Below are 22,283 nucleotides of genomic sequence, written 5' to 3'. Positions count from 1 at the left end.
GTTGTTTGCCCCTGCCCCTGTTAGAAACACCGGCGAGTTTAGCAGGGTTTCGTCATGGTACCGTTTGAGGGCATACGAATTAGCGGCCCGGCCTTCGCCTCACGGCTCTGACAGCCGCGGTGCGCAGGACCGGGATAGAGATGCTGTGCAAGGACGCAGAGTGATATCGCGTCCCGTTTCACCCCTCCCATGACACATGCCGACATGTCCTCTCCATACGGGACAGATGACATTGACCGAACCGGATTCACTTTCCATGACCGACAAGACCGAACGCGATTATTCCAAGACACTGTTTCTGCCGGAAACCGACTTTCCCATGCGGGCAGGCCTGCCCAAGAAAGAGCCGGAAATCATTGATCACTGGAACCGGATCAATCTCTATCAGCGCCAGCGGGATGATGCGAAGGGTCGGGAGAAATATGTACTCCATGACGGCCCTCCCTATGCAAACGGCAATCTGCATATCGGTCATGCCCTGAACAAGATCCTGAAAGACATCATCACCCGTTCCTTCCAGATGCGCGGACGCGATTCCAACTATGTGCCGGGCTGGGATTGTCACGGCCTGCCGATCGAATGGAAAATCGAAGAGCAGTACCGCAAGAAGGGCAAGAACAAGGATGCTGTGCCGATCAATGAGTTCCGGCAGGAATGCCGTGACTTCGCCGACCACTGGATCGGCATCCAGTCCGAGGAATTCAAACGCCTCGGGGTGATTGGCGATTTCGTTACGCCTTACAAGACGATGAACTTTGAATCAGAAGCTCTGATCGCGGGCGAACTGATGAAATTCGCCCGTTCCGGCCAGCTCTATCAGGGTTCCAAGCCGGTCATGTGGTCGATTGTCGAGAAGACTGCTCTGGCCGAGGCCGAGGTTGAGTATCACGACCACGAATCCCATACCATCTGGGTGAAATTTCCCGTAGTGGACGGCCCTGCGGACCTCATGGGCAAGGATGTCATCATCTGGACCACGACCCCATGGACAATCCCCGCCAACCGGGCCATCTGCTACAATTCCAGCATCAGCTACGGACTTTACAAAGTCACCGATGCTCCGGACGAAAACTGGGCCAGAACAGGTGATGAGCTGATCGTTGCCGACAATCTGGCCGAGAGTATTTTCAAGGCAGCCCGTGTTGATGCCTATGAGCGTGTCAGCACCATCAATCCGGCTGATATCAATCGTTGTGCCCATCCGTTCCGCGGAGCGGAAGGTGGAGACGGCTATTTTGATTTTGATGTCCCGCTTCTGGATGGCGACCATGTGACCGACGATGCCGGTACAGGCTTCGTTCACACGGCGCCGGGTCATGGTGCCGACGATTATGAGATGTTCCTCAAATATCGTGACACGTTTGCAGATTGCGGAACCGATCAGGTGCCCCACACGGTGCAGGAAGATGGAGCCTATTATCCGCATGTGCCCTTTTTTGAGGGCAAATATATTCTTGACCGGAAGGGCAAGGATGGCTCGACCAACAAGGCCGTTATCGAGAAGCTGACCGAGTGCGGTGCGCTCCTTGCCCGTGGCCGGGTCAAGCACTCCTATCCGCATTCCTGGCGGTCGAAAGCTCCCCTGATCTTCCGCAACACACCGCAATGGTTCATCGCCATGGACAAGGATCTGGGCGACAGCACCACTCTGCGTAGCCGGGCGTTGAAAGCGATTGATGAAACCCGCTTTGTACCAAAAGCCGGGCAGAACCGTTTGCGGTCGATGATCGAAAGCCGTCCCGACTGGGTTATCTCGCGTCAGCGTGCCTGGGGTGTGCCGATCACCATTTTCATCCGCAAGGATGACCCCGCCGATATTCTGCAGTCCGATGCCGTGGACCAGCGCATTCTGGACGCGTTCAAGGCTGAAGGTGCCGATGCCTGGTTTGCTGACGGCGCCCGCGATCGGTTCCTTGATGGTCTGGTGGACAATCCGGCCGACTGGGAAAAAGTCGACGACATTCTCGACGTCTGGTTTGATTCAGGCTCCACCCACGCGTTCTGTCTCGAGCAGCGGGATGATCTGAAATGGCCAGCCGACCTCTATCTGGAAGGATCTGACCAGCATCGCGGCTGGTTCCACTCCTCCCTGCTTGAGAGTTGTGGCACCCGCGGCCGTGCGCCGTATGATGCGGTTCTGACCCATGGCTTCACCATGGCGGAAGACGGACGCAAGATGTCCAAGTCACTGGGCAACATCATCGCCCCTCAGGATATCATCAAACAATACGGTGCCGACATTCTCCGGCTGTGGGTGGCATCGACTGATTATTCCGATGATCAGCGCATCGGTCAGGAAATCCTCAAGACCAATGTGGATGCCTATCGCAAGCTCAGAAACACGTTCCGCTGGATGCTTGGCACCCTGTCCCATTATCGTGGTGATGAGATCGCGCTTTCTGACATGCCTGAGCTTGAGCGCCTGATGCTGCACGAGCTGGCTGTTATCGATGGTGAAATTACAGTGGCTTATGACGCCTTTGATTTCAAGCGGATTGTCTCCCGCCTGTTCAATTTCATGACGCTCGACCTGTCGGCCTTCTATTTCGATGTCCGGAAGGACGCGCTCTATTGCGATGCTCCATCCAGCACCACACGCAAGGCGGCTTTGCAGGTGATTGATCGTCTGCATGTTTACCTGACCAAGTGGATGGCTCCGCTTCTACCGTTCACCATGGAAGAAATCTGGCAGTCACGGTTCAGCAATCCGGATCATTCGGTTCATCTTGAGCAGTTCGAAGCCGCTCCAGCAGACTGGCGTGATGATGCACTGGCTGCAAAATGGCAGCATATCCGCCGCCTGCGTCGCGTTGTAACCGGCGCTCTCGAGATTGAACGTCGCGAAAAACGGATCGGCTCTTCCCTGGAAGCAGCACCTCAGATCCATGTGACTGATGAGGCTGTGATCGACGCCATCAAGGGTGCTGATCTGGCCGAGATTGTCATCACATCACAGGCCAGCCTTGTTGAAGGAGAAGGTCCCGCTGATGCGTTTCGCCTTGAAGGCGTCTCCGGCATTTCTGTGGTTCCATCCCGGGCAGAGGGTCGCAAATGCGCCCGCTCCTGGAAGGTTCTGCCGGATATCGGCTCAGACCCGGATTATCCTGACCTCTCATCGCGCGATGCTGCCGCAATGCGCGAACTGGATGCAGAGGCCGCGGCAGAGTAAAGATGACAAGTCCGCACCCATCCCTTTTTGGTCCCTATGGTCGCCTCGGCGGCCTTCTGGCCCTGTTTGCTCTTCTGACCGATCAGGGCCACAAATACTGGATGCTCAACCATTACAATATCGAGCAGTGGGGACGGGTTCGGGTCTCATCTTTTCTTGATCTGGTGCTGGTCTGGAATGAGGGTATTTCCTACGGCCTGTTCGCTCAGGATGGCGATCTGGGGCGCTATGTTCTGATCGCTGTGACCTGCCTGGTCGTTATTGGCCTGTGGGTCTGGTTAACGCGGGCTCATTCCCGACTTGTGGCAGTTTCACTCGGCCTGGTGATCGGAGGAGCTGTCGGAAACATTATCGACCGGATCTATCATGGAGCGGTCGCAGACTTCTTTTATCTTCATATCGGCTCCTTTGACTGGTATGTATTTAACGTGGCTGATGTCTGGATCGTTGCGGGCGTGATCGGACTCCTGTATGACTCCTTTTTCGGATGCCACGGAAATGCCGCAAACGAAGACTAGCACACGCTGGAATTCCTGCGCCTGTTGCGTAACCTGATAGAGCTCGGTGACCATCATGACTGATCTTGACCGCCTTTCACTGAAGAAAGCCCTGAGAGTCAGCGGGCTTGTTGCCCTGCTGTCCGGTTTAGCCGCATGTGGCACCGGCGCGACTTACGGAACAGGTCAGACAACAGAGCAGCAACTTCTGGAATCTGTCAGTGGTCTGGTTGGCATTGCCCAAGAAGAAAAAGAACCCATTGTTTATACAGAACGCGCGCCTCTCGTTGTGCCCGGAAAAGGTAAAGGTCTGGAAACACCAAGCCAGAATGCCGAGACCGGCAGCGTCAACTGGCCTCAGGATCCGGATAAACTGGCCCGGGAACGCAGGAAACAACAGCGTGAGGCTGAAAAGATTGCTGTTCTCTCCAATCCAAACGGTCAGGATGGCCTGACACCAATTGATGAAGTGACACGTCTTCGGAAAGCAGGTGGCCGTGGAGGCGCAATTAATGAAGAGACGCTCCGTTCACACCGTGGCGCGTCTGCAGATGGCCCCCGACTTCTGACCAACAAGGAACTCCAGCAGGGGCACCGCAGGCCTGAAAGTGAACTGTTCGGTCAAAGCAATACATACGATAACCGGACAGATGACGAGAAGCGTGCTGCGATTACAGGTGATGGGGAGCGGAATGCGGTCCTGTCTCCCAATGAACTGGCCGGTGGCAGTGACAACAAGAATGCTGACGGATCCATCAGTTACAGCGAAAACAGCTTCAGAACAGGTAAGCGTCGCTACCTAGTGGAACCACCGAGCAAATATCGCGAACCTGCGAGAACGGAGACAGGTGAGATCGTTGCTCCGAAAGTCCCTGAGAAAAAGAGTGGCGGGTTCTTTTCAAAGCTGAACCCCTTCTGATATTCAGCCCGAATTAACATGAAAGCCCCGGTAATCCGGGGCTTTTTTTATTTTTACTAGCGGCCAGAGTGTCCAGGTCATCAGAGGGCATTTCAACCCAGCCAACTTTTTCTAACCAGATTTACGCGTCATTTACCATAAGCGGCGACCATGATGCTATCAGTTGCGTCTGGAGTATCGAGTTCATGTCAGTATCGAGTAAGGCCGCAGGCACGCGGGCCCCGTTGGCCCAGCCTGAGTGGGTGGACACCATCATCAAAGGTGATTGCGTCGCGGCTCTTGAAAAGCTCCCGCCGAAATCCGTTGATGTGATCTTTGCAGACCCGCCGTACAACCTTCAGCTGGCAGGGGACCTTCATCGTCCTGATCAGTCGAAAGTTGACGCGGTCAATGATCACTGGGATCAATTCGCCGATTTTGAAGCCTATGACATGTTCACCCGTGCCTGGCTTCTGGCCTGTCGCCGGGTCCTTAAAGACACCGGCACGATCTGGGTCATCGGCTCGTATCACAACATTTTCCGTGTTGGTACGATTATGCAGGATCTGGGGTTCTGGGTGCTGAACGACATTGTCTGGCGCAAAACCAATCCAATGCCGAACTTTCGCGGTAAGCGTTTCACCAACGCCCATGAAACCATGATCTGGGCCTCCAAAAGCCCTGATGCGAAGGGCTATACCTTCAATTATGAGGCCCTGAAGGCCTTCAACGATGACACCCAGATGCGCTCGGACTGGACCCTGTCACTCTGCACAGGCCAGGAACGACTGAAAGGTGAGGATGGCAAGAAGGTTCATCCGACCCAGAAGCCGGAGTCCCTGCTGTTCCGCGTGCTGCTGTCATCAAGCAATCCGGGCGATATCATTCTGGATCCGTTCTTCGGCACCGGCACCACAGGTGCTGTCGCCAGGAAACTGGGTCGTCATTTTGTCGGCGTTGAACGTGAAGACGCCTATATTTCCGCTGCCGGCGCTCGCATCGATGCTGTCGAGCCTTTACCGCTCGAAGCCCTATCTGTGAGCACCGGCAAGCGGGCACAGCCCCGTGTTCCATTCGGCTCTCTCATTGAGAATGGCCTGATGGAACCGGGTACTGTGCTCACATGTGCGAAGGGCAAGCATCGCGCCATCGTCCGGCTGGACGGCTCACTGGACGCAGATGGGCAGACAGGTTCCATTCACAAGGTTGGAGCCAAGGTCCAGGACCTTGAAGCCTGCAATGGCTGGACCTTCTGGCATTTTAGCGACGGTGAAACCCTCAAACCGATCGATGCCCTGCGGCAGATTATCCGCGACGGCATGAACGCCGCCTGACGGCGATAAAGTTTCACAATAACAGACCTCCAGACGAAACTTTTTAGAGCGCCTTCGGGCGCTCTTTTTTTGTCTCACCCGGATTATCAGCCCTTGACCACGGGCAACGTAACGGTGAAGACACTCCCCTCTCCGGCATGCCCTTGAGCCGTCAGATCACCGTGATGCTGTTGGGCGATCTTTCTGCAGATTGCCAATCCCATGCCTGTTCCGCTGATGGAAATATCGGACTGGAGGCGCTTGAACGGCTCAAGAATAACTTCCGCATATTTTTCTTCAAAACCGATGCCGTTATCAGATACCGAGATAGCACAGATTGACCCTTCATCGCTCTCCGCCACGTCTATGACGGAAATATTCAGCTCCAGCGGGCGGTCCGGCGATCGATACTTGATCGCATTGCTGACCAGATTATCAAAGAGCTGTGTCATGAGGACCTCAATACCAGAAACCACAGGAAGGGTTCCAACAGTAACGGAAGCGTCAATGGCTGCCAGCTGGCTTTCATGCTCCGCAAGGACCTGTTTCAGAATCCGATTGAGATGGACAGGCTCAAACAGCTGTTCTGACTGCGAGACTTTCGAGTAAGCGAGCAGATCTTTGATCAAAAGCCTCTGGCGTTCCGCAGCCTGGGTCATGCGATCCACATAGCCCTGCCCCTGCTCGTCAAGCCCGTCGGTATATTCATCCCTCAGAAGGTCGCCAAAAATCTGGATCTTGCGTAGCGGTTCCTGCAGATCATGGGCTGCAATGGTCGAGAACTGCCTCAGCTCTTCATTGCTGGCCACAAGCTTGGCATTGCTCTGTCGCAATTCCTCGTTCATCTCGTCCTGACGATCCACATAACGCTTTTGCCTGTCATACGTGGTGTTGATTGCTTCAACCACACTGTCCAGATCGTCATTGGCTTCCGAACGCGCTCTGTCGAGGGTCAGGTTCCCCGACCAGTCCGGCCTGTCGACAAAGGATGCGATGTGGTGAAGGTGACGCGTCACCAGAGAATAAAACAGCACGAACATCACAATCGATGCGAGAGAGGTCTTCAGCAGATTGGCGGAGAGGATGGTAACAAGCTGGTCCCAGAACAGTTCCTCGACATGCTCCAGTGAGATATCCATAGTGAGCTTGCCGATAGGACGGCGGTTGCCTTCCGGCGTGTCATAGACAAGCTGAAAACTGCGGCTGAGGACATTCTCGGTATTCTGCTGCTGACCTTGGGTCAGGCGCTGGCCGGTGCTGGTTCGCAGTTCAATGAAAACCACATCCCGCCGACTGGCCAGACCGTTCAGGATCTCCTCAGCCTGCCGGAAATTAAACTCCCATACAGACTTCGCCAGAGACGCCTTGAAGCTCTGATCGAAAATATCGTAGATCTCCATCGTGTCCTGAACATCCCGTTCATACCGATGGAAGAGCTGATATCCTGTTGCAAACAGGGATAGAACCGTGTTGCAGATCACCGTCAGCACGATCAGTCGTCGGGCAAGCCTGTTGCCCCAGAGTCTGGGTCGATGAGACAGGAACCTGTCAACAATCATTCAAGCGACGCCAGATGCTTGGCAACCAAGGCGTCATAGCTTCCATCAGCCCGCATTGCATCCAGCTCCCTGTTGAAGTCTTCCAGAACTATATCATGGTTCGGCAGAGACTTCCTGATAGCCATGTGGATGCCCCGTTCCGCCAGGGGCTTGTCAACAAATTCCACCCTGTTCTTGAGCTCTGGTGCTTCCTGGTTCAGCGCGAACTTGATGACTTCCTCACTGTCCAGTGTCAGGTCTGCCCGTTCATGGGCCACCATATGCACGCATTGCAGCGTTGTCGTCACGACCACCTTGTTCAGAAAGGCCGCATTGTCGAAGTCTTCCGCATATAGAAACCCGTCCCCGACAGCAATCGAGTACGGCTTCAGCGCGTCCAATGTGGTGTATTGGTGCGGGCTGCCCAGTGCCTTCAGAAAGCGGACCTTGGTGGTGTAGTAGGCGGAGCTGTAGACCATTGTCTCTTTGAGATCATCGGTCAGGAACAGACTGCCGACAATATCATAACGGCCATTCCGCGCGCCTTCCATGATGCGGGCCCAGGGCTCCACCAGAACACGGGTTTCGTAGCCTGCCCGGTTCAACACAGTGCTGATCAATTCAAGCGACAGGCCTTTGCCGGGAAGCTGGCTGCCGGAATACGGCGGCCAGTCATCAGCAACGATCGTCAGTGATTTGGGTTGAGCAGACGCCGGACCAGTTGGACCTCCGACGAATACTGCAAGTAAAAGAATGAGTACCGGAAAACGTATCATGATGCCCCCTCATGATGTGCTGTCTGCATTTGGTCCGGGAAAGGATCAAGTCGAGACAGCATGGTATCTGAATACAGATGATTCATATACGTAATCATACTCATTCTGCGCGGCGCACAACAGAAAAGCTTCATGAGCACTACCGCACAGCGCATACCGTGCGTTTTCTGGTCGTTTATTCGCCAGGGAACTGTATCTGATAGGTACTTTCAACATGCGCAAAAGTAGGCTCCATCCGAATCAATAATCAGAACGGGCCTTTTTCAGAGCGCGGCGGCGAGAACCTTGCGAAACACATTTGGAAGCGCTTCATCAACAACCGCTGCCCTTGCAATCCAGCGTCCTTCCGGCACGGAGTTACCCGGACTGACCGGCTCCGCCACATGGACGGTCAGAACCAGATGAAAGTGCGTAAATGTATGGCGCACGGGGACCGGCAACTCTCTGAATGACGTGCCAGCTGGCGCATCGGCGTAGGCGACAGGCAGAAGCTCACCTTCTCTCCATTCAGTACCGGGCACTTCCATCATACTGGCGAGCAGGCCCTTGTCAGGTCGTTTCCTGAGCAGGACCTCATTCCGGTCGTTGAGAATGACGAAGACATGCCCATAGCGGGTCGGTTTTTCCTTCTTTGGGGCCTTAACCGGATAGAGAAGCTGGTCACCGTGGTGGCGCGCCTGACAGGGCTCCATCCAGGGACACACGCCGCAGGCAGGCCGTTTGGGTGTACAGACTGTCGCGCCAAGGTCCATCGTTGCCTGGGCATAATCACCGGGCCGGGCTACAGACAGAATGTCAGCTGTGAACGCTTTCACCTCCTGCTTGGCCTTTGGCAAAGGCGTTGCGATGCGCTGCAGGCGGGTGATCACGCGCTCAACATTGCCATCGACCACAGGAACCGCTTCATCAAAGGCAATGGAGGCAATGGCTGCACTTGTATAATCCCCGATCCCAGGCAGACTCTTCAGCTCCGAGGCTGTCTCGGGGAAACGGCCGTCACATTCTGCGGCAATCATGCGGGCACATTTATGGAGATTCCGCGCTCGCGAATAATATCCCAGCCCGGCCCACGCCCTCAGAATGTCTTCTTCATCCGCTGCAGCCATATGCGCGACAGTGGGCCAAAGAGACAGAAACTTTTCGAAATAGGGCTTCACCGCCTGAACTGTTGTCTGCTGCAGCATGATCTCCGACAACCAGACCGCATAAGGGTCAGCCACGATACCCTGACGGCGGTCATCCGGGCTCACGCGCCAGGGCAACGATCTGGCATGCCGGTCATACCAGTCAAGCAGTGCTTCAGCCAGGATCACAGCAACACCTCTCGTCTCATATCCAGGATGCCATACCAAAGGTTCTTCGATGTTATAGGGGATTCAAAGCCTGATTCGGATCACACAGACCACCCGGCAACAAAAAAGCCGATCACAAGGACCGGCTTCTAAGCGTTTCGGGATGTTCAATCTCAGTTGAGATTGGCCTTCACCTCAGCGATGGACTTATCCACCAGGGCGCTGGCATCTTTTCCCGTAATCTGTTTTGTCAGAACCGTTTCAGCGGCAGCCATGGCCAGATCAACAGCAGCAGCTTTTACATCGGCCGCGGCCTGAGCTTCTGCCTGAGCGATTTTCTGTTCGGCCATCTTGGTACGACGGGCGATATAATCCTCAATCTTGGCTTTGGCTTCTTCCTGCAGCAGATCGGCTTCACGTTCTGCAGCAGCGATAATGCCTTCGGCTTCTTTTTCAGCTTCGCGCTGACGACGCTGATAATCCGCCAGAAGTGCCTGCGCTTCTTCACGAAGCTTGCGTGCATCATCCAGTTCTTTGCGAATGCCGTCCGCTCTGTCATCAAGAGAACCGGTAATCTTTGCCGGGACCTTGATGTAGAAGAGGATCGCCAGGAAGATAATGAGAGCGACGGTTGCCCAAAAAGTTGCGTCCATATCGCCCTCCCTAGTTCCCGGCCGCTTTCACGGCACCAGAAATTGCTGATGCATCCGCACTGCCTGCCAGTTCTGACACGATAGCTGCTGCGGTTTCCTCAGCAATGCTGCCAACTTCCGCCATAGCTTCTGTCTTCATGGCACTGATGCGGTTTTCTGCGTCAGCCATCTTGCCCGCAAGCTCATCACCTGCTGCGGCATTCCGTGCATCAATGTCGGCTTTCACCCGTTCCCGTGCATCCTGGGCAATGCCGTGAGCCTTGGCCTTGGCTTCTGCCAGTGCCTGCTCGTAAGACGCAATTGCCTCATCCGTTTCCCGCTTCAGACGCTCTGCCTCAGACAGATCACCTGCAATCCGGTCACGACGGGTTTCCAGAATCTCACCAATCCGTGGAAGAGCGACTTTCGACATGACGTAGTACAGCACGCCAAATGTAATCGCCAGCCAGAGAAGCTGAGATCCAAAGGAAGTGGGGTCAAACGGAGGGAAAGCACCGGAATGGGCTGCATCCGCGGCCACCTGGGTTTCCGTATGCGTTGTCTCGCTCGCCATCGACGTCTCTCCAATAGAAGCCAGTCGTCACCACGCGGGTGACAACCGGCAAACTTTAACTCGTCGTGTCAGATTAGACAGCGAAGAGGAGGAGAAGTGCGACGAGCAGCGAGAAGATGCCGAGAGCTTCAGTCACGGCGAAGCCGAAGATCAGGCGACCGAACTGGCCATCAGCGGCAGACGGGTTACGCAGAGCGCCTGCGAGGTAGCTACCGAAAATCTGGCCGAGACCGATACCAGCACCACCCATGCCGAGACATGCGATACCTGCACCAATGAGCTTTGCAGCTTCTGCTTCCATAGTCTTGCTCCTTTAGATTCAAGCAATAGTCAGTGTTTGGTCTGATCTTTGGAGACACTATGTCCCCTCGGATCGTGTTGGCGTATTCTCAACCTGTACCGAGCAAGGCCCGATGCAGGAAACATGTGGCCGGATCAGTGACCCGGATGCAGCGCATCATGCAGATACATGCAGGTCAGAACCGTGAACACGTAAGCCTGCAGGAAGGCTACAAGAAACTCGAGACCGGTCAGAGCGACCGTCATGGCCAGCGGCAGGATTGCGCTGACAACACCGATTGCGCCCAGGCTGGACAGGCTGACCACAAAACCGGCAAAAACTTTCAGAGTGATGTGTCCGGCCAGCATGTTGGCGAACAGACGAACTGACAGGCTGATCGGGCGGGACAGGAAGGAAATCACTTCAATCGCCGTCACCAGCGGGATCAGGGCAGCCGGCACACCGCTCGGCACAAACAGCTTGAGGAAGCCGAGGCCGTGCTTGGCAAAACCAACCAGAACCACTGTCAGAATCACGATCATGGCCAGCGCAAACGTCACGATGATGTGGCTGGTGACCGTAAAGAAGTAGGGGAACATGCCAAACAGGTTGGCAACCAGAACAAACATGAAAAGGGAGAAAACCAGCGGGAAGAAGCGCATTCCGTCGCTGCCCGCGGAACTTCTGAGCGTACTGGCCACAAATTCATAGGACATTTCAGCCAGAGACTGCCAGCGGCCCGGCACAAGACCACGGCCACGGGTTGCTGACATCAGAAACAGGCAAATCGTCGCAACGGTTGCGATCATGAAGATGCCTGAATTGGTGAGCGATACGTCTATTCCGCCGACCTCAATCGGCACAACCTTGGACAGGTTAAATTGATGGATCGGATCGTTTGCCACCGCGTACAGTCCTTATCGTTGCCTTTCGGCAGCAGACGCTGCCTGAATTCGTAAACCGGGCGCTGCGCCCGGACCTCGTTTAACAGACATTCCACCGAATGTCTCAATTAATTGCGCGGCTCGTTATCAGACTTTCCGCGCAGTCCTGCACCCTGTTCGCTGACCACGCCAGCGGAGCGCATCACATTCAGAACACCAGCGGCAAAACCAAGCAGCAGGAAGACAATCATCCCCCAAGGTGCGGTTTCGAACCACTGATCAATCCCCCAGCCAAGAGCACCCCCGGCAACCACACCGGCGATAAACTCGGTGGAGAGACGCAAGGCCTGCCCCAGACCGGCAATCCCGGAAGATGCGTCAGACACGGTCTTGTCTTCTACCGTACGGCGCTCGGAAATAGCCTGTCCAAGTCTGTGCCGCCGGCTTTCAAGATCCGCATCCGGGCTTCCGGTGCCGTTTTCTGCAGGATTGTCATTGGTGTCGCGATCACCCATTTGAAGAGCTCTTTCCCAAAGGGTTTCAAGTCACCGGGTCCCCAGCAGAACCGCGCGCACCATAATTGCCGTCCAAGACAGTGTCAAGGCAGCTTAAAAATACAATAACATATTGAAAAATATATATTTTTAGTGAAAATCAACGAACAATAGGCCAAATTGCGATAGGAAAGATGTCGAATCCTGACCGTAATTACCCTTAAGCCGCGTCAACATGACTCCCTGGGTGGCTCAATGGGCTGCTCGATGGGCGCTCCCGTGGAGCGTGTGCCCATGGTGACGAAAACATTACAGACTTTTCATTAGGGTTTCGCCCAAGCCCTTTCTATTTTGAATAAATCTTGATTTGTTCGTGCCCGGAGACCTGTTCATGTCCGCATTCCGGAACATTCTTGCGACAACCGCACTTGTTCTGCCGTTGACGGTTGCAATTCCGTCCCTTGGCTTTGCCCAGATGGGTGTTTCCATTGCCGAGGCCGAGGCCAGAACCACCCTGCCAACCATCGCTGCGAATCTGAAGAGCTTCACGCTTGCCAATGGCCTTCAGGTTCTGGTTATTCCAGACCGTCGCGCGCCGGTGGTCACCCATATGATCTGGTACAAGGTCGGTTCCGCCGATGAGCCACCAGGCAAGTCCGGCATTGCGCATTTTCTTGAGCATCTGATGTTCAAGGGCACATCCAACCATCCGGACGGCTATTTCTCCAAGGTGATCGCGGAGCTGGGCGGTCAGGAAAACGCCTTCACGTCCTATGATTATACAGGCTATTTCCAGCGTGTTGCCAAACAGCATCTCGGCTTGATGATGGAGCTGGAGGCGGACCGGATGTCCAATCTGGTTCTCACCGATGAGGTGGTCCTGCCGGAACGCAAGGTCATTCTGGAAGAGCGCAATGAGCGCATTGAAAACAGCCCAGGTGCCCAGCTTGGAGAGGCAATCAGCGCGGCTCTGTTCCAGAATCACCGATACGGGATCCCCATCATCGGCTGGAGACATGAGATGGAAACGCTGAGCAGAGAAGATGCTCTTGCTTTCTATGACCGCTATTACACGCCGAACAATGCCATTCTGGTGGTTGCAGGAGATGTTACCGCTGAAGACGTCAAAGGTCTGGCAGAAAAAACCTATGGCAAGGTTGCCCGTCGAGCAGAGCCGGGAGAACGTGTCCGTCCGCAGGAGCCCCCGGCTCGCACTGCACGCACGGTGACCATGGTCAATGACAGGGTCAACCAGCCGATGGTCCGCCGGTCCTATCTGGTGCCGTCCTATGCCAATGCAGCGGATGGCGAAGCAGAAGCACTTGATGTTCTGGGCCAGGTTTTCGGCGCCGGAGCAACCAGCTATCTCTATCAGAAAATCGTCGTCGAGCAGAAAATCGCCGCAACGGCAGGCGGCTGGTATGGCTCATCGGCCTATGATGACACAACATTCGGTCTTTATGGCGTCCCCCTGCCGGGCAAGACCCTGACCGAGGTGGAAGCAGCCATCGACGAGACTCTCGCCGAGTTCATCAAATCCGGCCTGACCGAAGACGATGTGGAACGGGCCAAACGCAGCCTGATTGCCGATACCATCTATGCGCAGGACAGCCAGACGTCCCTCGCCCGGATCTTCGGCGCCTCACTGACGTCCGGCGAAACCATCGAAGCCGTTCAGGGGTGGCCGGAAGCCATCAACAAGGTTTCTGTTGAAGATGTGCGGAAAGCGGCCTCCCGCTGGCTGGACAAACGCCGTTCCGTTACCGGTTATTTGAAGAAGAGTGACAAAGATGTCTGATCACATGATCCACCGTCATTTCACGCATTTCACACTCGCGATTGTGCTGCTGGTTGTTCTGATGATGCCGAGAATGGCACAGGCAGCCGACATTCAGGAAGTGACAAGCGCGTCTGGTATCAAAGCCTGGCTGGTTGAAGAGCATTCAGTTCCCATCGTTGCGATCAATTTCGCCTTTCGTGGCGGCAGCGCTCATGATCCGGCAGGCCGCGAAGGTCTTGCCAATCTTACAACGGCGCTGATTGACGAGGGGTCCGGTGAGACCATTGCCCGGGATTTTCAGCAGCAGATGCAGGAACAGGCCCTTAAAATGTCCTATTCCGTCGGACGGGGCTGGTTCTACGGCACGGTCCGTTTGCTGAAACAGAATCAGGACGAATCACTGGCTTTGGTGAACCAGGCCCTGACATCACCGCGGTTCGATCAGGATGCGGTCGACCGCATCCGGGCGCAGATCATTTCCGGCATTCGCTCTGATCTCAAAAACCCTGATGCCATCGCATCAAGAAGCTGGTTCCAGACGGCGTTTCCAGATCATCCCTATGGGCGTCCGTCCAAAGGTACAGAAGACAGCGTTACTGCAATCACCAGAGACGATCTTGTTGATTTTCACAAGCGGGTTTTCACCCGTGATCATCTGACCGTTTCGGTTGTCGGTGCGATTTCAGCTGAAGAACTGAAAGAGGTTCTCGACACCCTGTTCGTGTCCCTTCCTGCTGAAGGGCAGGTTACAAGTGTGGATCAGGTGCAGCCGAAACTTGAAGCGGGCCTGATCACCAGCACCCTGGATGTGCCGCAGACTACCATTCAGTTCGGCGGCAAGGGTCTGAAGCGCAAGGACCCGGACTATCTGGCCGCTCATGTGGCCAATCATATTCTCGGCGGTGGCAGTTTCACGTCCCGGCTCTACAATGAAGTGCGGGAGAAACGCGGACTGGTCTACTCCGTTTTCACGACCCTGCTGCCCTATGATCACACAGCCCTTTATTTTGGCGGTCTCGGCACCAGCGCCGATCAGGCTCAACAGGCCATTGATGTGGTGCGTGCTGAAATCGATCGCATGGCAGCAGAAGGTCCGACCGAGGAAGAGCTGGAAAAGGCCAAGAAATTCCTTATCGGCTCCTATCCTCTGCGCTTTGACAGCTCCTCAAAGATTGCCCGCCAGTTGCTGGGCATCCAGATCGAGGATCTCGGCATCGACTATATCGACCAGCGCAACAGTCTGATCGAGGCGATCACGATTGAGGATGTCAAACGGGCTGCCAAGCGTGTGTTCGGATCAGATATTCTGGTCACCACGGTTGGACCGCAAAACAGCTAAACCGGTGAACTGAAAAAAGCTCTGTTGTTGGCCGCCTACGGGCGGCCTTCTTCTTTCAGCCCTTCAAGCTGGCGATTCCTGTGCCGTTCTGCCCTCAGGGAAATCAGGGTCCCGAAGGCAATCAGGCCCGCTCCAAACAGGAGCCAGAGGTCAATGCCCTCCTGATAGAACCAGAACCCCACAAGACTGATCAGCGGCAGCCGCATGAAATCCATCGGCACGACAATCGTTGCATCCGCCAGAGACAGCGCTCTGGTCAGGCAGTAATGGGCGGACAATCCGCTGCAGCCCACCACCAGAATCCAGAACAGCATGGATGATGACGGCGTCACCCAGTTCAACAGGGTGGGGACAGCCCCGATGGGGAGCTGGATCAGACACATATAGAAGAGAATGGCGATAACGGATTCGGTCTTTGCCAGAATCTTGGTGTTGATATAGGTCGCCGCGTAACAGATCGCCGCGCCCAGGACGATGAGAGCCGGAGCACTGAGAACCTCGACACCCGGTCGCAAAATCACCAGAATGCCCAGGAAACCCAATCCGATTGCCAGCATGCGTGCCCTTGTGAGCTGTTCGCCCAGAAGCAGCATGGCCAGCAGCGCAGACCAGACCGGCGTCGTGAATTCAATCGCGATCACATCCGCCAGCGGCAAAAGACTCAAACCGAGGAACCAGCCATACTGACCACCGAAATGAATGACATTTCGCACCCCGTGGAATGTCAGTCTCCTGGTGGCTATGCGCTGCCATCCGATCACACTCAGCAGCAGGCTTAAAACAAGAAGGCCCGAGAGACTACGCCAGAACAGAATCTGAAACGTGGTCAGGTCCGATGACAGTTCCCGCCCCGAAATCGCCATGGCCAGAAAGGATGTCAGAGCACCCATCATCCATGCCGCTGCTTTCAAGGGGGAACTGGACATTAACCGGGCACCTTCCACGACACCATTGACTGTTTTCCACTCTTACCGCGCTAACGCGATATGGCGACCCAGGCAAGCAATAATGCGGATAGGTGCTCTGGAAGCCGGGTCATCTGCGGCATTTTTGCACCTTTTACAACTTTTCCCAGATCTTTGATTCAAATCAAACCCATTCACTGCTGTTGGAGTCAGTTTGCAGCGGGGCAAATCAGAGCATACGGATTTTCCCCTATAAATTATAGGGTTAGGCTTATGACGGCAAAAATCAAACAGGCTTTGAAAGCCTGCACACTGCTCACCGGACTGGTATTCGCAGCGACAACATTTTCTGATGCAACCCAGGCTGCAGAAGGCGACAGCCCGTGGCAGGTTCGCGTTCGCGGTATCTTCGTTGTTCCAGATGAAGGCGCAAAGGTCGGAACGATCGGCGGTGGCGTCGATATCGACAATACCTTTGTTCCGGAACTGGATATCACTTATTTCTTCACCGATCACATCGCGGCAGAGCTTATTCTTGCAACCACGCCGCATGATGTGTCTTCAACTGTCGTTGGTCGCCTCGGCGATGTCTGGCTGCTGCCACCGACCCTGACACTGCAGTATCACTTCCTGCCGAACGAGAAGTTCCGTCCCTATGTGGGTGCCGGTATCAACTACACGATCTTCTTCAACGAAGATCCTGATGGGGTTGCCACCAGCATCGATTATGACGACGCTTTCGGCTGGGCTCTGCAGGCTGGCATTGATGTCGATCTTGGCAACAACTGGCTGTTCAACGTGGACGTCAAGAAAATCTTTCTGGAAACAGATGTCACCATCAACGGTGCGATCCAGGCTGACGTGGATATTGATCCGTGGATCATCGGCGCAGGCTTCGGCTATCGCTTCTAAAGCGTCTTACGCCAGAACTGTTCTTGAACCGGGTTGCGACAACGCAGCCCGGTTTTGTTTTATCCAGGGTTCAAATCTAGATAGCCGCGCCTGGCACCCAGCAATAGCCGTCCGGATCAAGGATAAAGCACTCACGAAGCCCGTGTGGCCTGTCCTCACTGCCGCGGAGCACCACATAACCCAGATCCAGAGCGCGCTTTTCGCACAGATCCGGGTCCATATTGTAAAGCCGTAATTCAGCCCCACCTCCTCTGGCCCCGTTTTCCGGCAGAAGCGACAGAAGCGGATTGCTGGAATAGGTATGATCCGCATGCAGCTGGAACACGGTGCCATGGGTTCCGATAACTCCGAAATCCCGATCGCTGCGATAAATGGTCATATCGAAGACCTGTTGCAAAAACTGCGCAGCCCGCTCCACGTCAGAGACAACCAGATTGATCCCCAGTCCTGAAAGGGACTGACCAAATTCTACAGCTTCGGCCTCTCGTGCAATACGCTCGTCCATGCCCGCTCTCCTGTTGCCCGCTGTTCCTTATACCAAAGGAACAGGCCAATTATGACGGCACCTTCTCTGCTCATCACAGAACCAAGTTCAGGATTATAAAGGGTCCGCCTGGAGCAGGTTGCACTGAACAGGATTCACGCAACATGCTTTAGCGGGCGCTCAGAATTATGTCAGCAGCCCTGTGCGCCAGCATGATGGTTGGCGCATTGGTATTGCCGGATGTGATAGCAGGAAACGTGGATGCATCGACCACCCGGAGGCTTTCAACACCCCTTACCCGGAAGCCCGGGTCCACCACGGACGTTGCTGCGTCCGATCCCATGCGGCACGTGCTGACCGGGTGAAAGATCGTTCCGCAGCGATTGCGGAAATCATCGACCAGTTGCTCATCACTCATCGAAGCAAGACTATGATCATAAGCACTTTCGGTGACCGAACGGAGGGCGTCAGTTTCCGACAGGCGTCGCATGAGATGGCCACCAGCCACCACGGTTTCGATGTCCTGATTGGTCGACAGCGAATTGCTTTGAATCAGCGGCTGGCTGAACGGATCAGGAGACGCCAGATCGATGCGGCCACGGCTGGTCGGTCTGCAGGGCTGGAATGATATCAGGAAGCCCGGCCAGGGGTCGGGGTTCATCAGGCGACGCTTTTCCGACATCGGATCACGATTATAGGTGACCGGGGCCATGTAGAGCTGCAAGTCGGGCCTGTCGAGCTCCGATGATGACCGGACAAAACCACCACTCTGGTTCACCGAGCAACGCAATGGACCGCGCCGCAGCAGAACATAACGCAGGCCGTGCCAGATTTTGCCCCACCAGGGCGCAAGCTGATTGTTCAATGTCGGGATGCGTGAGCGGTAAAAATAGCTCACCCCGAGATGGTCCTGCAGATTTCCACCCACATTGTCGTTTTCAAAGGTGACCTTCACCCCCATTCGCTGCAACAGCGATCCGGGGCCGATGCCTGAAAGCTGAAGCAGCTGCGGCGAGTTCACGGCCCCGCCTGACAGGATCACTTCTCCCGCTGTCCGAAACTCAATCTCGTCATTGCCTCGCCTGGCCACCACACCGACAGCTTTGCCGCCCTCGAACAGGATTCGGGTGACATGAACATTGGTCATAAGCTCAACATTGGGGCGCTTCAGAGCCGGACGCAGAAACGCATCTGCCGCAGAACAGCGGATGCCATTCCGCGTGGTGATCTGATAGGTGCCAAAGCCCTCCGGGTTATCCCCATTCATATGATCTGTCTGTGGTAATCCGGCTTCTCCACAGGCCCTGGCAAAGACATGCCGCATGGGATGCAGGTCCCGTACGCCTGTTGAAATATGCAGGGGCCCGGACCCTGTTTCATGTCCCTCATCATCAGTGAAGGTCTCAAACCGCTCGAAGGCCGGTTTAACGTCTTCCCAGCCCCAGCCGGTATTGCCCATATCCCGCCAGTCATCGAAATCACCAGGCAGCCCGCGAAAATAGACCATGGCATTGATGGAGCTGGAGCCGCCAATAACCTTGCCACGCGGCCAATAATCAGCCCGTCCGTTCAGACCATCATCGGGGGCGGCTTCATAGCGCCAGTTCAGGGTCGGGTCATGGAAGATCCGTCCGTAGCCAATCGGCATCTTGATAAAGAAGCGGCTGTCATGACCGCCGGCCTCCAGGACCAGCACACGGTTGCGGCCATCCGCCGAAAGCTTGTCCGCCAGCACACAGCCAGCAGACCCGGCCCCCACAATGATATAGTCCGCGTTCTGCACTCAGTTCTCCCTACAGCCAGGCCTCCCGACAGTCTGACATTTATCCGGCTTAAAAGAGTATCCAGTTTGAGTGAGCGCGGGCATTCGGGCAATCGAATTAATTTACCCCTGACCATGAAACAGATTATCCCCTCGGCTGAGCTGCTATCCGAGGCCGCATTTCCTGTATCCACCGCTTGACTTAACGCAATGCCTCTGACCAATAGAGCGGATAGGTCTGTGGTCAGCTGACACCAAAGGAGCATGTCATGTCCAAGATTGACCCGTCAGAAAAGCGCCCGTTCATCCCGCTGAAGATTGCGGTTCTGACCGTGTCGGACACACGTGGTCTGGCTGATGACAAATCCGGCCAGACACTGGTTGATCGCCTTGAGAAAGCCGGTCATGTGCTGGCAGACCGGGCCATCGTTACCGATGACGTGGACAGGATCCAGGCACAGGCCAAACTCTGGATCAACCGGGACGATGTGGATGTGATCATTTCCACAGGTGGCACAGGCTTTACCGGACGGGATATCACCCCGGAAGCCTTCGAGCCTCTGTTCGAGAAAAAGATGGATGGCTTTTCGGCTGTCTTCCACCGGATTTCATATGAGAAAATCGGCACCTCGACAGTCCAGTCCCGCGCCACAGGCGGCGTGGCCAATGCCACCTATATCTTTGTCCTTCCCGGTTCATCAGGAGCCTGCAAGGATGCCTGGGATGGCATCCTCGCCCAGCAGCTCGATTACCGGCACCTTCCGTGCAATTTCGTCGAAATCATGCCGCGGCTGGATGAGCATCTGAAACGGGGCAAACTTCAGGGCAAATAGGGTTCGACCCCGAGGGTCCCACTCACAGACTGCCCGCCTGTTCAATCACCAGAATGCGGGCATCTCCCCGGGGATGAGCCACATGTTCATCGCCCGGCTCCGCATGGAAAATCTGTCCGGGCGACATGGCGAGCACCCTTTCCTGTTCACCATCCCGCACATGCATGTCGACAGCGCCGGACAGAACCACAAAGACCTCTGGCCCGTCGTTCACATGCCAGATATAGGGTTCGTTGGTCCAGTGCAGGCGCACAGTTGCATTGTCAATCTCGGCAATATCCAGAGCGTGCCAGGCAAAGTCACCGGTGAAATCCTGCGGATCAATGAGTTTCATATCCGTCTCCCTCAGGTTATGTGTCATTGCTGCGGATATATGACAAACCTGATGCCTGCAGTGTGACGGAAGGGCCTGCAATCTGACGGGATTACAGCGTGCTTCTGAAAAGTTGATAGACTTTTCAGAAGCACGCGCAGAAACAAACTCTTAAAGCACCGCCGCCGATTCAGGTTAAAGGTCTTGTGCTTTAAAGAAGCTGGCCAGGGCCTGAACACATGCGCGTACTTGATCGGATTGACCGGAAGATTCTTGAACAACTCAGAATGAATGCCCGGATTTCAGCCACTGATCTGGCGCGGGCTGTGCATCTGTCACGCCCGGCTGTTCAGGATCGTATCAGACGGCTTGAAACCGACGGTCTGATTCTGGGGTCAAGACTCATTGCTCACGTCCATTCTGCGATGGTCATTTTTTTGTCCGGCGCGACGGAGGTCCGCAGGAAACCTTCCGGTTTTCAAGGATCTCCAACAAAGCCGGGCGCTAAAATGACCCCGCCCGTCGGGTTCATCAGGGAAGCGCAGCCTGACCACAAACAACAGCTTGAATAGGGTCCACCTGTCCTGCGCTCTTGTTTCTGTCCATTCTGTCCTTCCCTGATGAACAGAATGGACGTGAGCAATGAGTCTTGACCCCGGGCTATCATGCCCGCCTGGCTGAAACCGCAGACAACACTCGCGCCATTCTGCATATCAGGATCTCCACACGACCCTGCGCGCCAGTTCTGACGGCGATCACGGCATGCGCGGGGATAGACCGGTGTTATTCGGTGTCCGGGGAGCAGATGGACGCGATTGCGCTTGCCAGCGTCAGAACGGCCGAGGAGCTGTCTCTGCTCATCGACCGCCTGTCGGGCCTTGATCACGTCGCCTCAGTGGCGTCGACTATTATTCTGGCTGAATATTGATCTACCGCAGCGTTCCATTGATCACGTAGTTCAGAATATCAACCACCTGAGCCGGGGTCTCTGTTACCGCCAGCGCCGCCGCATCCACTTCTTTCAGGGCATGCTGGTGATCATCCCCGTGCATAACGATGATCGGCTTGCCAAGCGCTGCTGCATAGCCCGCGTCAAAAGCGGCATTCCACTGCTTGTATTTATCCCCAAAGCGGACCACGACCACATCGGCCTGCTCAATCAGGGTGCGGGTGCGGATGGCATTGACATTGGCACCCTTGTTGTCATGCCAGAATTTCTTGTCTTCCTGCCCCAGAATGTGGACACCACAATCATCTGATGCCGCGTGATCCGTGACCGGAGCGTGGAAGACAACCGGCAGGTCCAGAGCCTTCACGCCCTCTTCAATCTCTTCGCGCCAGTTGGTGTGGATCTCGCCAGACAGGTATACGGACCAGTTCATCTGATGTGCCCTTGTGTTCCCGGAGAGGCTGTCAATGCCCCCACACGGATATGTCAGTTGAAGGTGAATATTGGCATCCCCATATCAGATTTACCGATGGGAAGACAGCCCGGTTGGCGCTCGAAACGCACCCCAACATCGAACCAGCCGGGCCGGTTCTGACACGTGTCATCGGTTGATCTCCAGAGACGATCATGTGACAGTGGCTCGTCAACGCCTAAAAAAG

The 22,283-nt window shown here is 55.2% G+C and carries 23 protein-coding genes; 10 read left to right on the top strand and 13 right to left on the bottom strand.

All coding sequences use genetic code 11. The features are described 5' to 3' along the window. Positions 1 to 256 precede the first annotated feature (256 nt). The 4 genes from ileS (at position 257) to RA157_RS09460 (ending at position 5,898) form a co-directional block, all read left to right on the top strand. Entirely contained in the window at positions 257 to 3,169 is a 2,913-nt protein-coding gene (gene ileS, locus RA157_RS09475; RefSeq protein ID WP_350332876.1) for an isoleucine--tRNA ligase, read from the top strand. Between the two features lie 2 nt (positions 3,170 to 3,171). Beyond that, on the top strand, positions 3,172 to 3,687 hold the full coding sequence (gene lspA / locus RA157_RS09470) for a signal peptidase II (protein WP_350332875.1): 516 nt from the start codon (positions 3,172 to 3,174) through the stop codon (positions 3,685 to 3,687). 55 nt (positions 3,688 to 3,742) lie between these two features. Then, complete coding sequence (locus RA157_RS09465) at positions 3,743 to 4,585, top strand: hypothetical protein (RefSeq protein WP_350332874.1); 843 nt, start codon at positions 3,743 to 3,745, stop codon at positions 4,583 to 4,585. 185 nt (positions 4,586 to 4,770) lie between these two features. Further along, positions 4,771 to 5,898 (top strand): site-specific DNA-methyltransferase, encoded by a 1,128-nt coding sequence (locus RA157_RS09460; RefSeq protein WP_350332873.1) that lies wholly within the window; start codon positions 4,771 to 4,773, stop codon positions 5,896 to 5,898. A gap of 86 nt (positions 5,899 to 5,984) precedes the next feature. On the opposite strand, the gene RA157_RS09455 is transcribed toward RA157_RS09460, so the two are convergent. The 8 genes from RA157_RS09455 to RA157_RS09420 form a co-directional block, all read right to left on the bottom strand. After that, positions 5,985 to 7,436 carry a sensor histidine kinase gene (locus RA157_RS09455; protein ID WP_350332872.1) on the bottom strand — a complete coding sequence of 484 codons (1,452 nt, stop codon included), beginning with the start codon at positions 7,434 to 7,436 and terminating at the stop codon, positions 5,985 to 5,987. Beyond that, positions 7,433 to 8,191, bottom strand: a complete 759-nt coding sequence (locus RA157_RS09450; RefSeq protein ID WP_350332871.1) for a substrate-binding periplasmic protein — start codon at positions 8,189 to 8,191, stop codon at positions 7,433 to 7,435. The genes RA157_RS09455 and RA157_RS09450 overlap by 4 nt, the downstream gene beginning before the upstream one ends. 263 nt (positions 8,192 to 8,454) lie before the next feature. Next, complete coding sequence (gene mutY / locus RA157_RS09445) at positions 8,455 to 9,504, bottom strand: A/G-specific adenine glycosylase (protein WP_350332870.1); 1,050 nt, start codon at positions 9,502 to 9,504, stop codon at positions 8,455 to 8,457. A 152-nt stretch (positions 9,505 to 9,656) separates the two neighbouring features. Continuing rightward, a complete protein-coding gene (locus RA157_RS09440; RefSeq protein WP_350332869.1) occupies positions 9,657 to 10,136 on the bottom strand; it encodes a F0F1 ATP synthase subunit B in 480 nt (159 codons plus the stop codon). 10 nt (positions 10,137 to 10,146) lie between these two features. After that, positions 10,147 to 10,689: a F0F1 ATP synthase subunit B gene (locus RA157_RS09435; protein ID WP_350332868.1), complete on the bottom strand. Its 543-nt coding sequence runs from the start codon at positions 10,687 to 10,689 to the stop codon at positions 10,147 to 10,149. Positions 10,690 to 10,762: 73 nt separating this feature from the next. Continuing rightward, the gene (locus tag RA157_RS09430; protein ID WP_350332867.1) at positions 10,763 to 10,990 is read right to left on the bottom strand and encodes a F0F1 ATP synthase subunit C; all 228 of its coding nucleotides are present in this window, start codon (positions 10,988 to 10,990) and stop codon (positions 10,763 to 10,765) included. Between the two features lie 134 nt (positions 10,991 to 11,124). Continuing rightward, the gene (locus RA157_RS09425) at positions 11,125 to 11,874 is read right to left on the bottom strand and encodes a F0F1 ATP synthase subunit A (protein ID WP_350332866.1); all 750 of its coding nucleotides are present in this window, start codon (positions 11,872 to 11,874) and stop codon (positions 11,125 to 11,127) included. Positions 11,875 to 11,981: 107 nt separating this feature from the next. Beyond that, on the bottom strand, positions 11,982 to 12,368 hold the full coding sequence (locus RA157_RS09420) for an AtpZ/AtpI family protein (RefSeq protein WP_350332865.1): 387 nt from the start codon (positions 12,366 to 12,368) through the stop codon (positions 11,982 to 11,984). A gap of 370 nt (positions 12,369 to 12,738) precedes the next feature. Here RA157_RS09420 and RA157_RS09415 point away from each other — a divergent pair, with 370 nt between their 5' ends. Both RA157_RS09415 and RA157_RS09410 read left to right on the top strand, forming a co-directional pair. Then, the gene (locus RA157_RS09415; protein WP_350332864.1) at positions 12,739 to 14,145 is read left to right on the top strand and encodes a M16 family metallopeptidase; all 1,407 of its coding nucleotides are present in this window, start codon (positions 12,739 to 12,741) and stop codon (positions 14,143 to 14,145) included. Next, on the top strand, positions 14,138 to 15,466 hold the full coding sequence (locus tag RA157_RS09410) for a M16 family metallopeptidase (RefSeq protein WP_350332863.1): 1,329 nt from the start codon (positions 14,138 to 14,140) through the stop codon (positions 15,464 to 15,466). The genes RA157_RS09415 and RA157_RS09410 overlap by 8 nt, the downstream gene beginning before the upstream one ends. A 35-nt stretch (positions 15,467 to 15,501) precedes the next feature. Here RA157_RS09410 and RA157_RS09405 read toward each other — a convergent pair whose 3' ends face one another. After that, positions 15,502 to 16,392, bottom strand: coding sequence for a DMT family transporter (locus RA157_RS09405; protein ID WP_350332862.1), 891 nt, complete (start codon positions 16,390 to 16,392; stop codon positions 15,502 to 15,504). 252 nt (positions 16,393 to 16,644) lie between these two features. On the opposite strand from RA157_RS09405, the gene RA157_RS09400 reads away from it, so the two are divergent. Next, a complete protein-coding gene (locus RA157_RS09400; RefSeq protein ID WP_350332861.1) occupies positions 16,645 to 17,283 on the top strand; it encodes an OmpW/AlkL family protein in 639 nt (212 codons plus the stop codon). Positions 17,284 to 17,359: 76 nt separating this feature from the next. On the opposite strand, the gene RA157_RS09395 is transcribed toward RA157_RS09400, so the two are convergent. Both RA157_RS09395 and RA157_RS09390 read right to left on the bottom strand, forming a co-directional pair. Next, a complete protein-coding gene (locus RA157_RS09395) occupies positions 17,360 to 17,788 on the bottom strand; it encodes a VOC family protein (RefSeq protein WP_350332860.1) in 429 nt (142 codons plus the stop codon). Positions 17,789 to 17,936: 148 nt separating this feature from the next. Continuing rightward, positions 17,937 to 19,550: a GMC family oxidoreductase gene (locus tag RA157_RS09390; RefSeq protein ID WP_350332859.1), complete on the bottom strand. Its 1,614-nt coding sequence runs from the start codon at positions 19,548 to 19,550 to the stop codon at positions 17,937 to 17,939. Positions 19,551 to 19,798: 248 nt separating this feature from the next. Between RA157_RS09390 and moaB the strand changes: the two genes are divergently transcribed. Beyond that, complete coding sequence (gene moaB, locus RA157_RS09385) at positions 19,799 to 20,362, top strand: molybdenum cofactor biosynthesis protein B (RefSeq protein ID WP_350332858.1); 564 nt, start codon at positions 19,799 to 19,801, stop codon at positions 20,360 to 20,362. Positions 20,363 to 20,384: 22 nt separating this feature from the next. Here moaB and RA157_RS09380 read toward each other — a convergent pair whose 3' ends face one another. Next, on the bottom strand, positions 20,385 to 20,696 hold the full coding sequence (locus tag RA157_RS09380) for a cupin domain-containing protein (protein WP_350332857.1): 312 nt from the start codon (positions 20,694 to 20,696) through the stop codon (positions 20,385 to 20,387). Between the two features lie 218 nt (positions 20,697 to 20,914). Between RA157_RS09380 and RA157_RS09375 the strand changes: the two genes are divergently transcribed. Together RA157_RS09375 and RA157_RS09370 are read left to right on the top strand one after the other, a co-directional pair. Further along, positions 20,915 to 21,247: an Lrp/AsnC family transcriptional regulator gene (locus tag RA157_RS09375; protein WP_350332856.1), complete on the top strand. Its 333-nt coding sequence runs from the start codon at positions 20,915 to 20,917 to the stop codon at positions 21,245 to 21,247. A gap of 77 nt (positions 21,248 to 21,324) precedes the next feature. Further along, on the top strand, positions 21,325 to 21,603 hold the full coding sequence (locus RA157_RS09370) for an Lrp/AsnC ligand binding domain-containing protein (protein WP_350332855.1): 279 nt from the start codon (positions 21,325 to 21,327) through the stop codon (positions 21,601 to 21,603). Position 21,604: 1 nt separating this feature from the next. On the opposite strand, the gene RA157_RS09365 is transcribed toward RA157_RS09370, so the two are convergent. Beyond that, complete coding sequence (locus RA157_RS09365) at positions 21,605 to 22,057, bottom strand: YtoQ family protein (protein WP_350332854.1); 453 nt, start codon at positions 22,055 to 22,057, stop codon at positions 21,605 to 21,607. Positions 22,058 to 22,283: the final 226 nt, after the last annotated feature.

Origin of the sequence: Coralliovum pocilloporae (assembly GCF_030845175.1) — a bacterium.
Classification (GTDB): Bacteria; Pseudomonadota; Alphaproteobacteria; order Rhizobiales; family Cohaesibacteraceae; genus Coralliovum; species Coralliovum pocilloporae.
This window is presented reverse-complemented; position numbering and strand designations above follow the sequence as displayed.

Coding starts and splice junctions, on each gene's coding strand:
- ileS (WP_350332876.1), top strand. CDS start 257: ATGACCGACAAGACCGAACGCGATTATTCCAAGACACTGTTTCTGCCG.
- lspA (WP_350332875.1), top strand. CDS start 3,172: ATGACAAGTCCGCACCCATCCCTTTTTGGTCCCTATGGTCGCCTCGGC.
- RA157_RS09465 (WP_350332874.1), top strand. CDS start 3,743: ATGACTGATCTTGACCGCCTTTCACTGAAGAAAGCCCTGAGAGTCAGC.
- RA157_RS09460 (WP_350332873.1), top strand. CDS start 4,771: ATGTCAGTATCGAGTAAGGCCGCAGGCACGCGGGCCCCGTTGGCCCAG.
- RA157_RS09455 (WP_350332872.1), bottom strand. CDS start 7,436: ATGATTGTTGACAGGTTCCTGTCTCATCGACCCAGACTCTGGGGCAAC.
- RA157_RS09450 (WP_350332871.1), bottom strand. CDS start 8,191: ATGATACGTTTTCCGGTACTCATTCTTTTACTTGCAGTATTCGTCGGA.
- RA157_RS09440 (WP_350332869.1), bottom strand. CDS start 10,136: ATGGACGCAACTTTTTGGGCAACCGTCGCTCTCATTATCTTCCTGGCG.
- RA157_RS09435 (WP_350332868.1), bottom strand. CDS start 10,689: ATGGCGAGCGAGACAACGCATACGGAAACCCAGGTGGCCGCGGATGCA.
- RA157_RS09430 (WP_350332867.1), bottom strand. CDS start 10,990: ATGGAAGCAGAAGCTGCAAAGCTCATTGGTGCAGGTATCGCATGTCTC.
- RA157_RS09420 (WP_350332865.1), bottom strand. CDS start 12,368: ATGGGTGATCGCGACACCAATGACAATCCTGCAGAAAACGGCACCGGA.
- RA157_RS09415 (WP_350332864.1), top strand. CDS start 12,739: ATGTCCGCATTCCGGAACATTCTTGCGACAACCGCACTTGTTCTGCCG.
- RA157_RS09410 (WP_350332863.1), top strand. CDS start 14,138: ATGTCTGATCACATGATCCACCGTCATTTCACGCATTTCACACTCGCG.
- RA157_RS09405 (WP_350332862.1), bottom strand. CDS start 16,392: ATGTCCAGTTCCCCCTTGAAAGCAGCGGCATGGATGATGGGTGCTCTG.
- RA157_RS09400 (WP_350332861.1), top strand. CDS start 16,645: ATGACGGCAAAAATCAAACAGGCTTTGAAAGCCTGCACACTGCTCACC.
- RA157_RS09395 (WP_350332860.1), bottom strand. CDS start 17,788: ATGGACGAGCGTATTGCACGAGAGGCCGAAGCTGTAGAATTTGGTCAG.
- moaB (WP_350332858.1), top strand. CDS start 19,799: ATGTCCAAGATTGACCCGTCAGAAAAGCGCCCGTTCATCCCGCTGAAG.
- RA157_RS09380 (WP_350332857.1), bottom strand. CDS start 20,696: ATGAAACTCATTGATCCGCAGGATTTCACCGGTGACTTTGCCTGGCAC.
- RA157_RS09375 (WP_350332856.1), top strand. CDS start 20,915: ATGCGCGTACTTGATCGGATTGACCGGAAGATTCTTGAACAACTCAGA.
- RA157_RS09365 (WP_350332854.1), bottom strand. CDS start 22,057: ATGAACTGGTCCGTATACCTGTCTGGCGAGATCCACACCAACTGGCGC.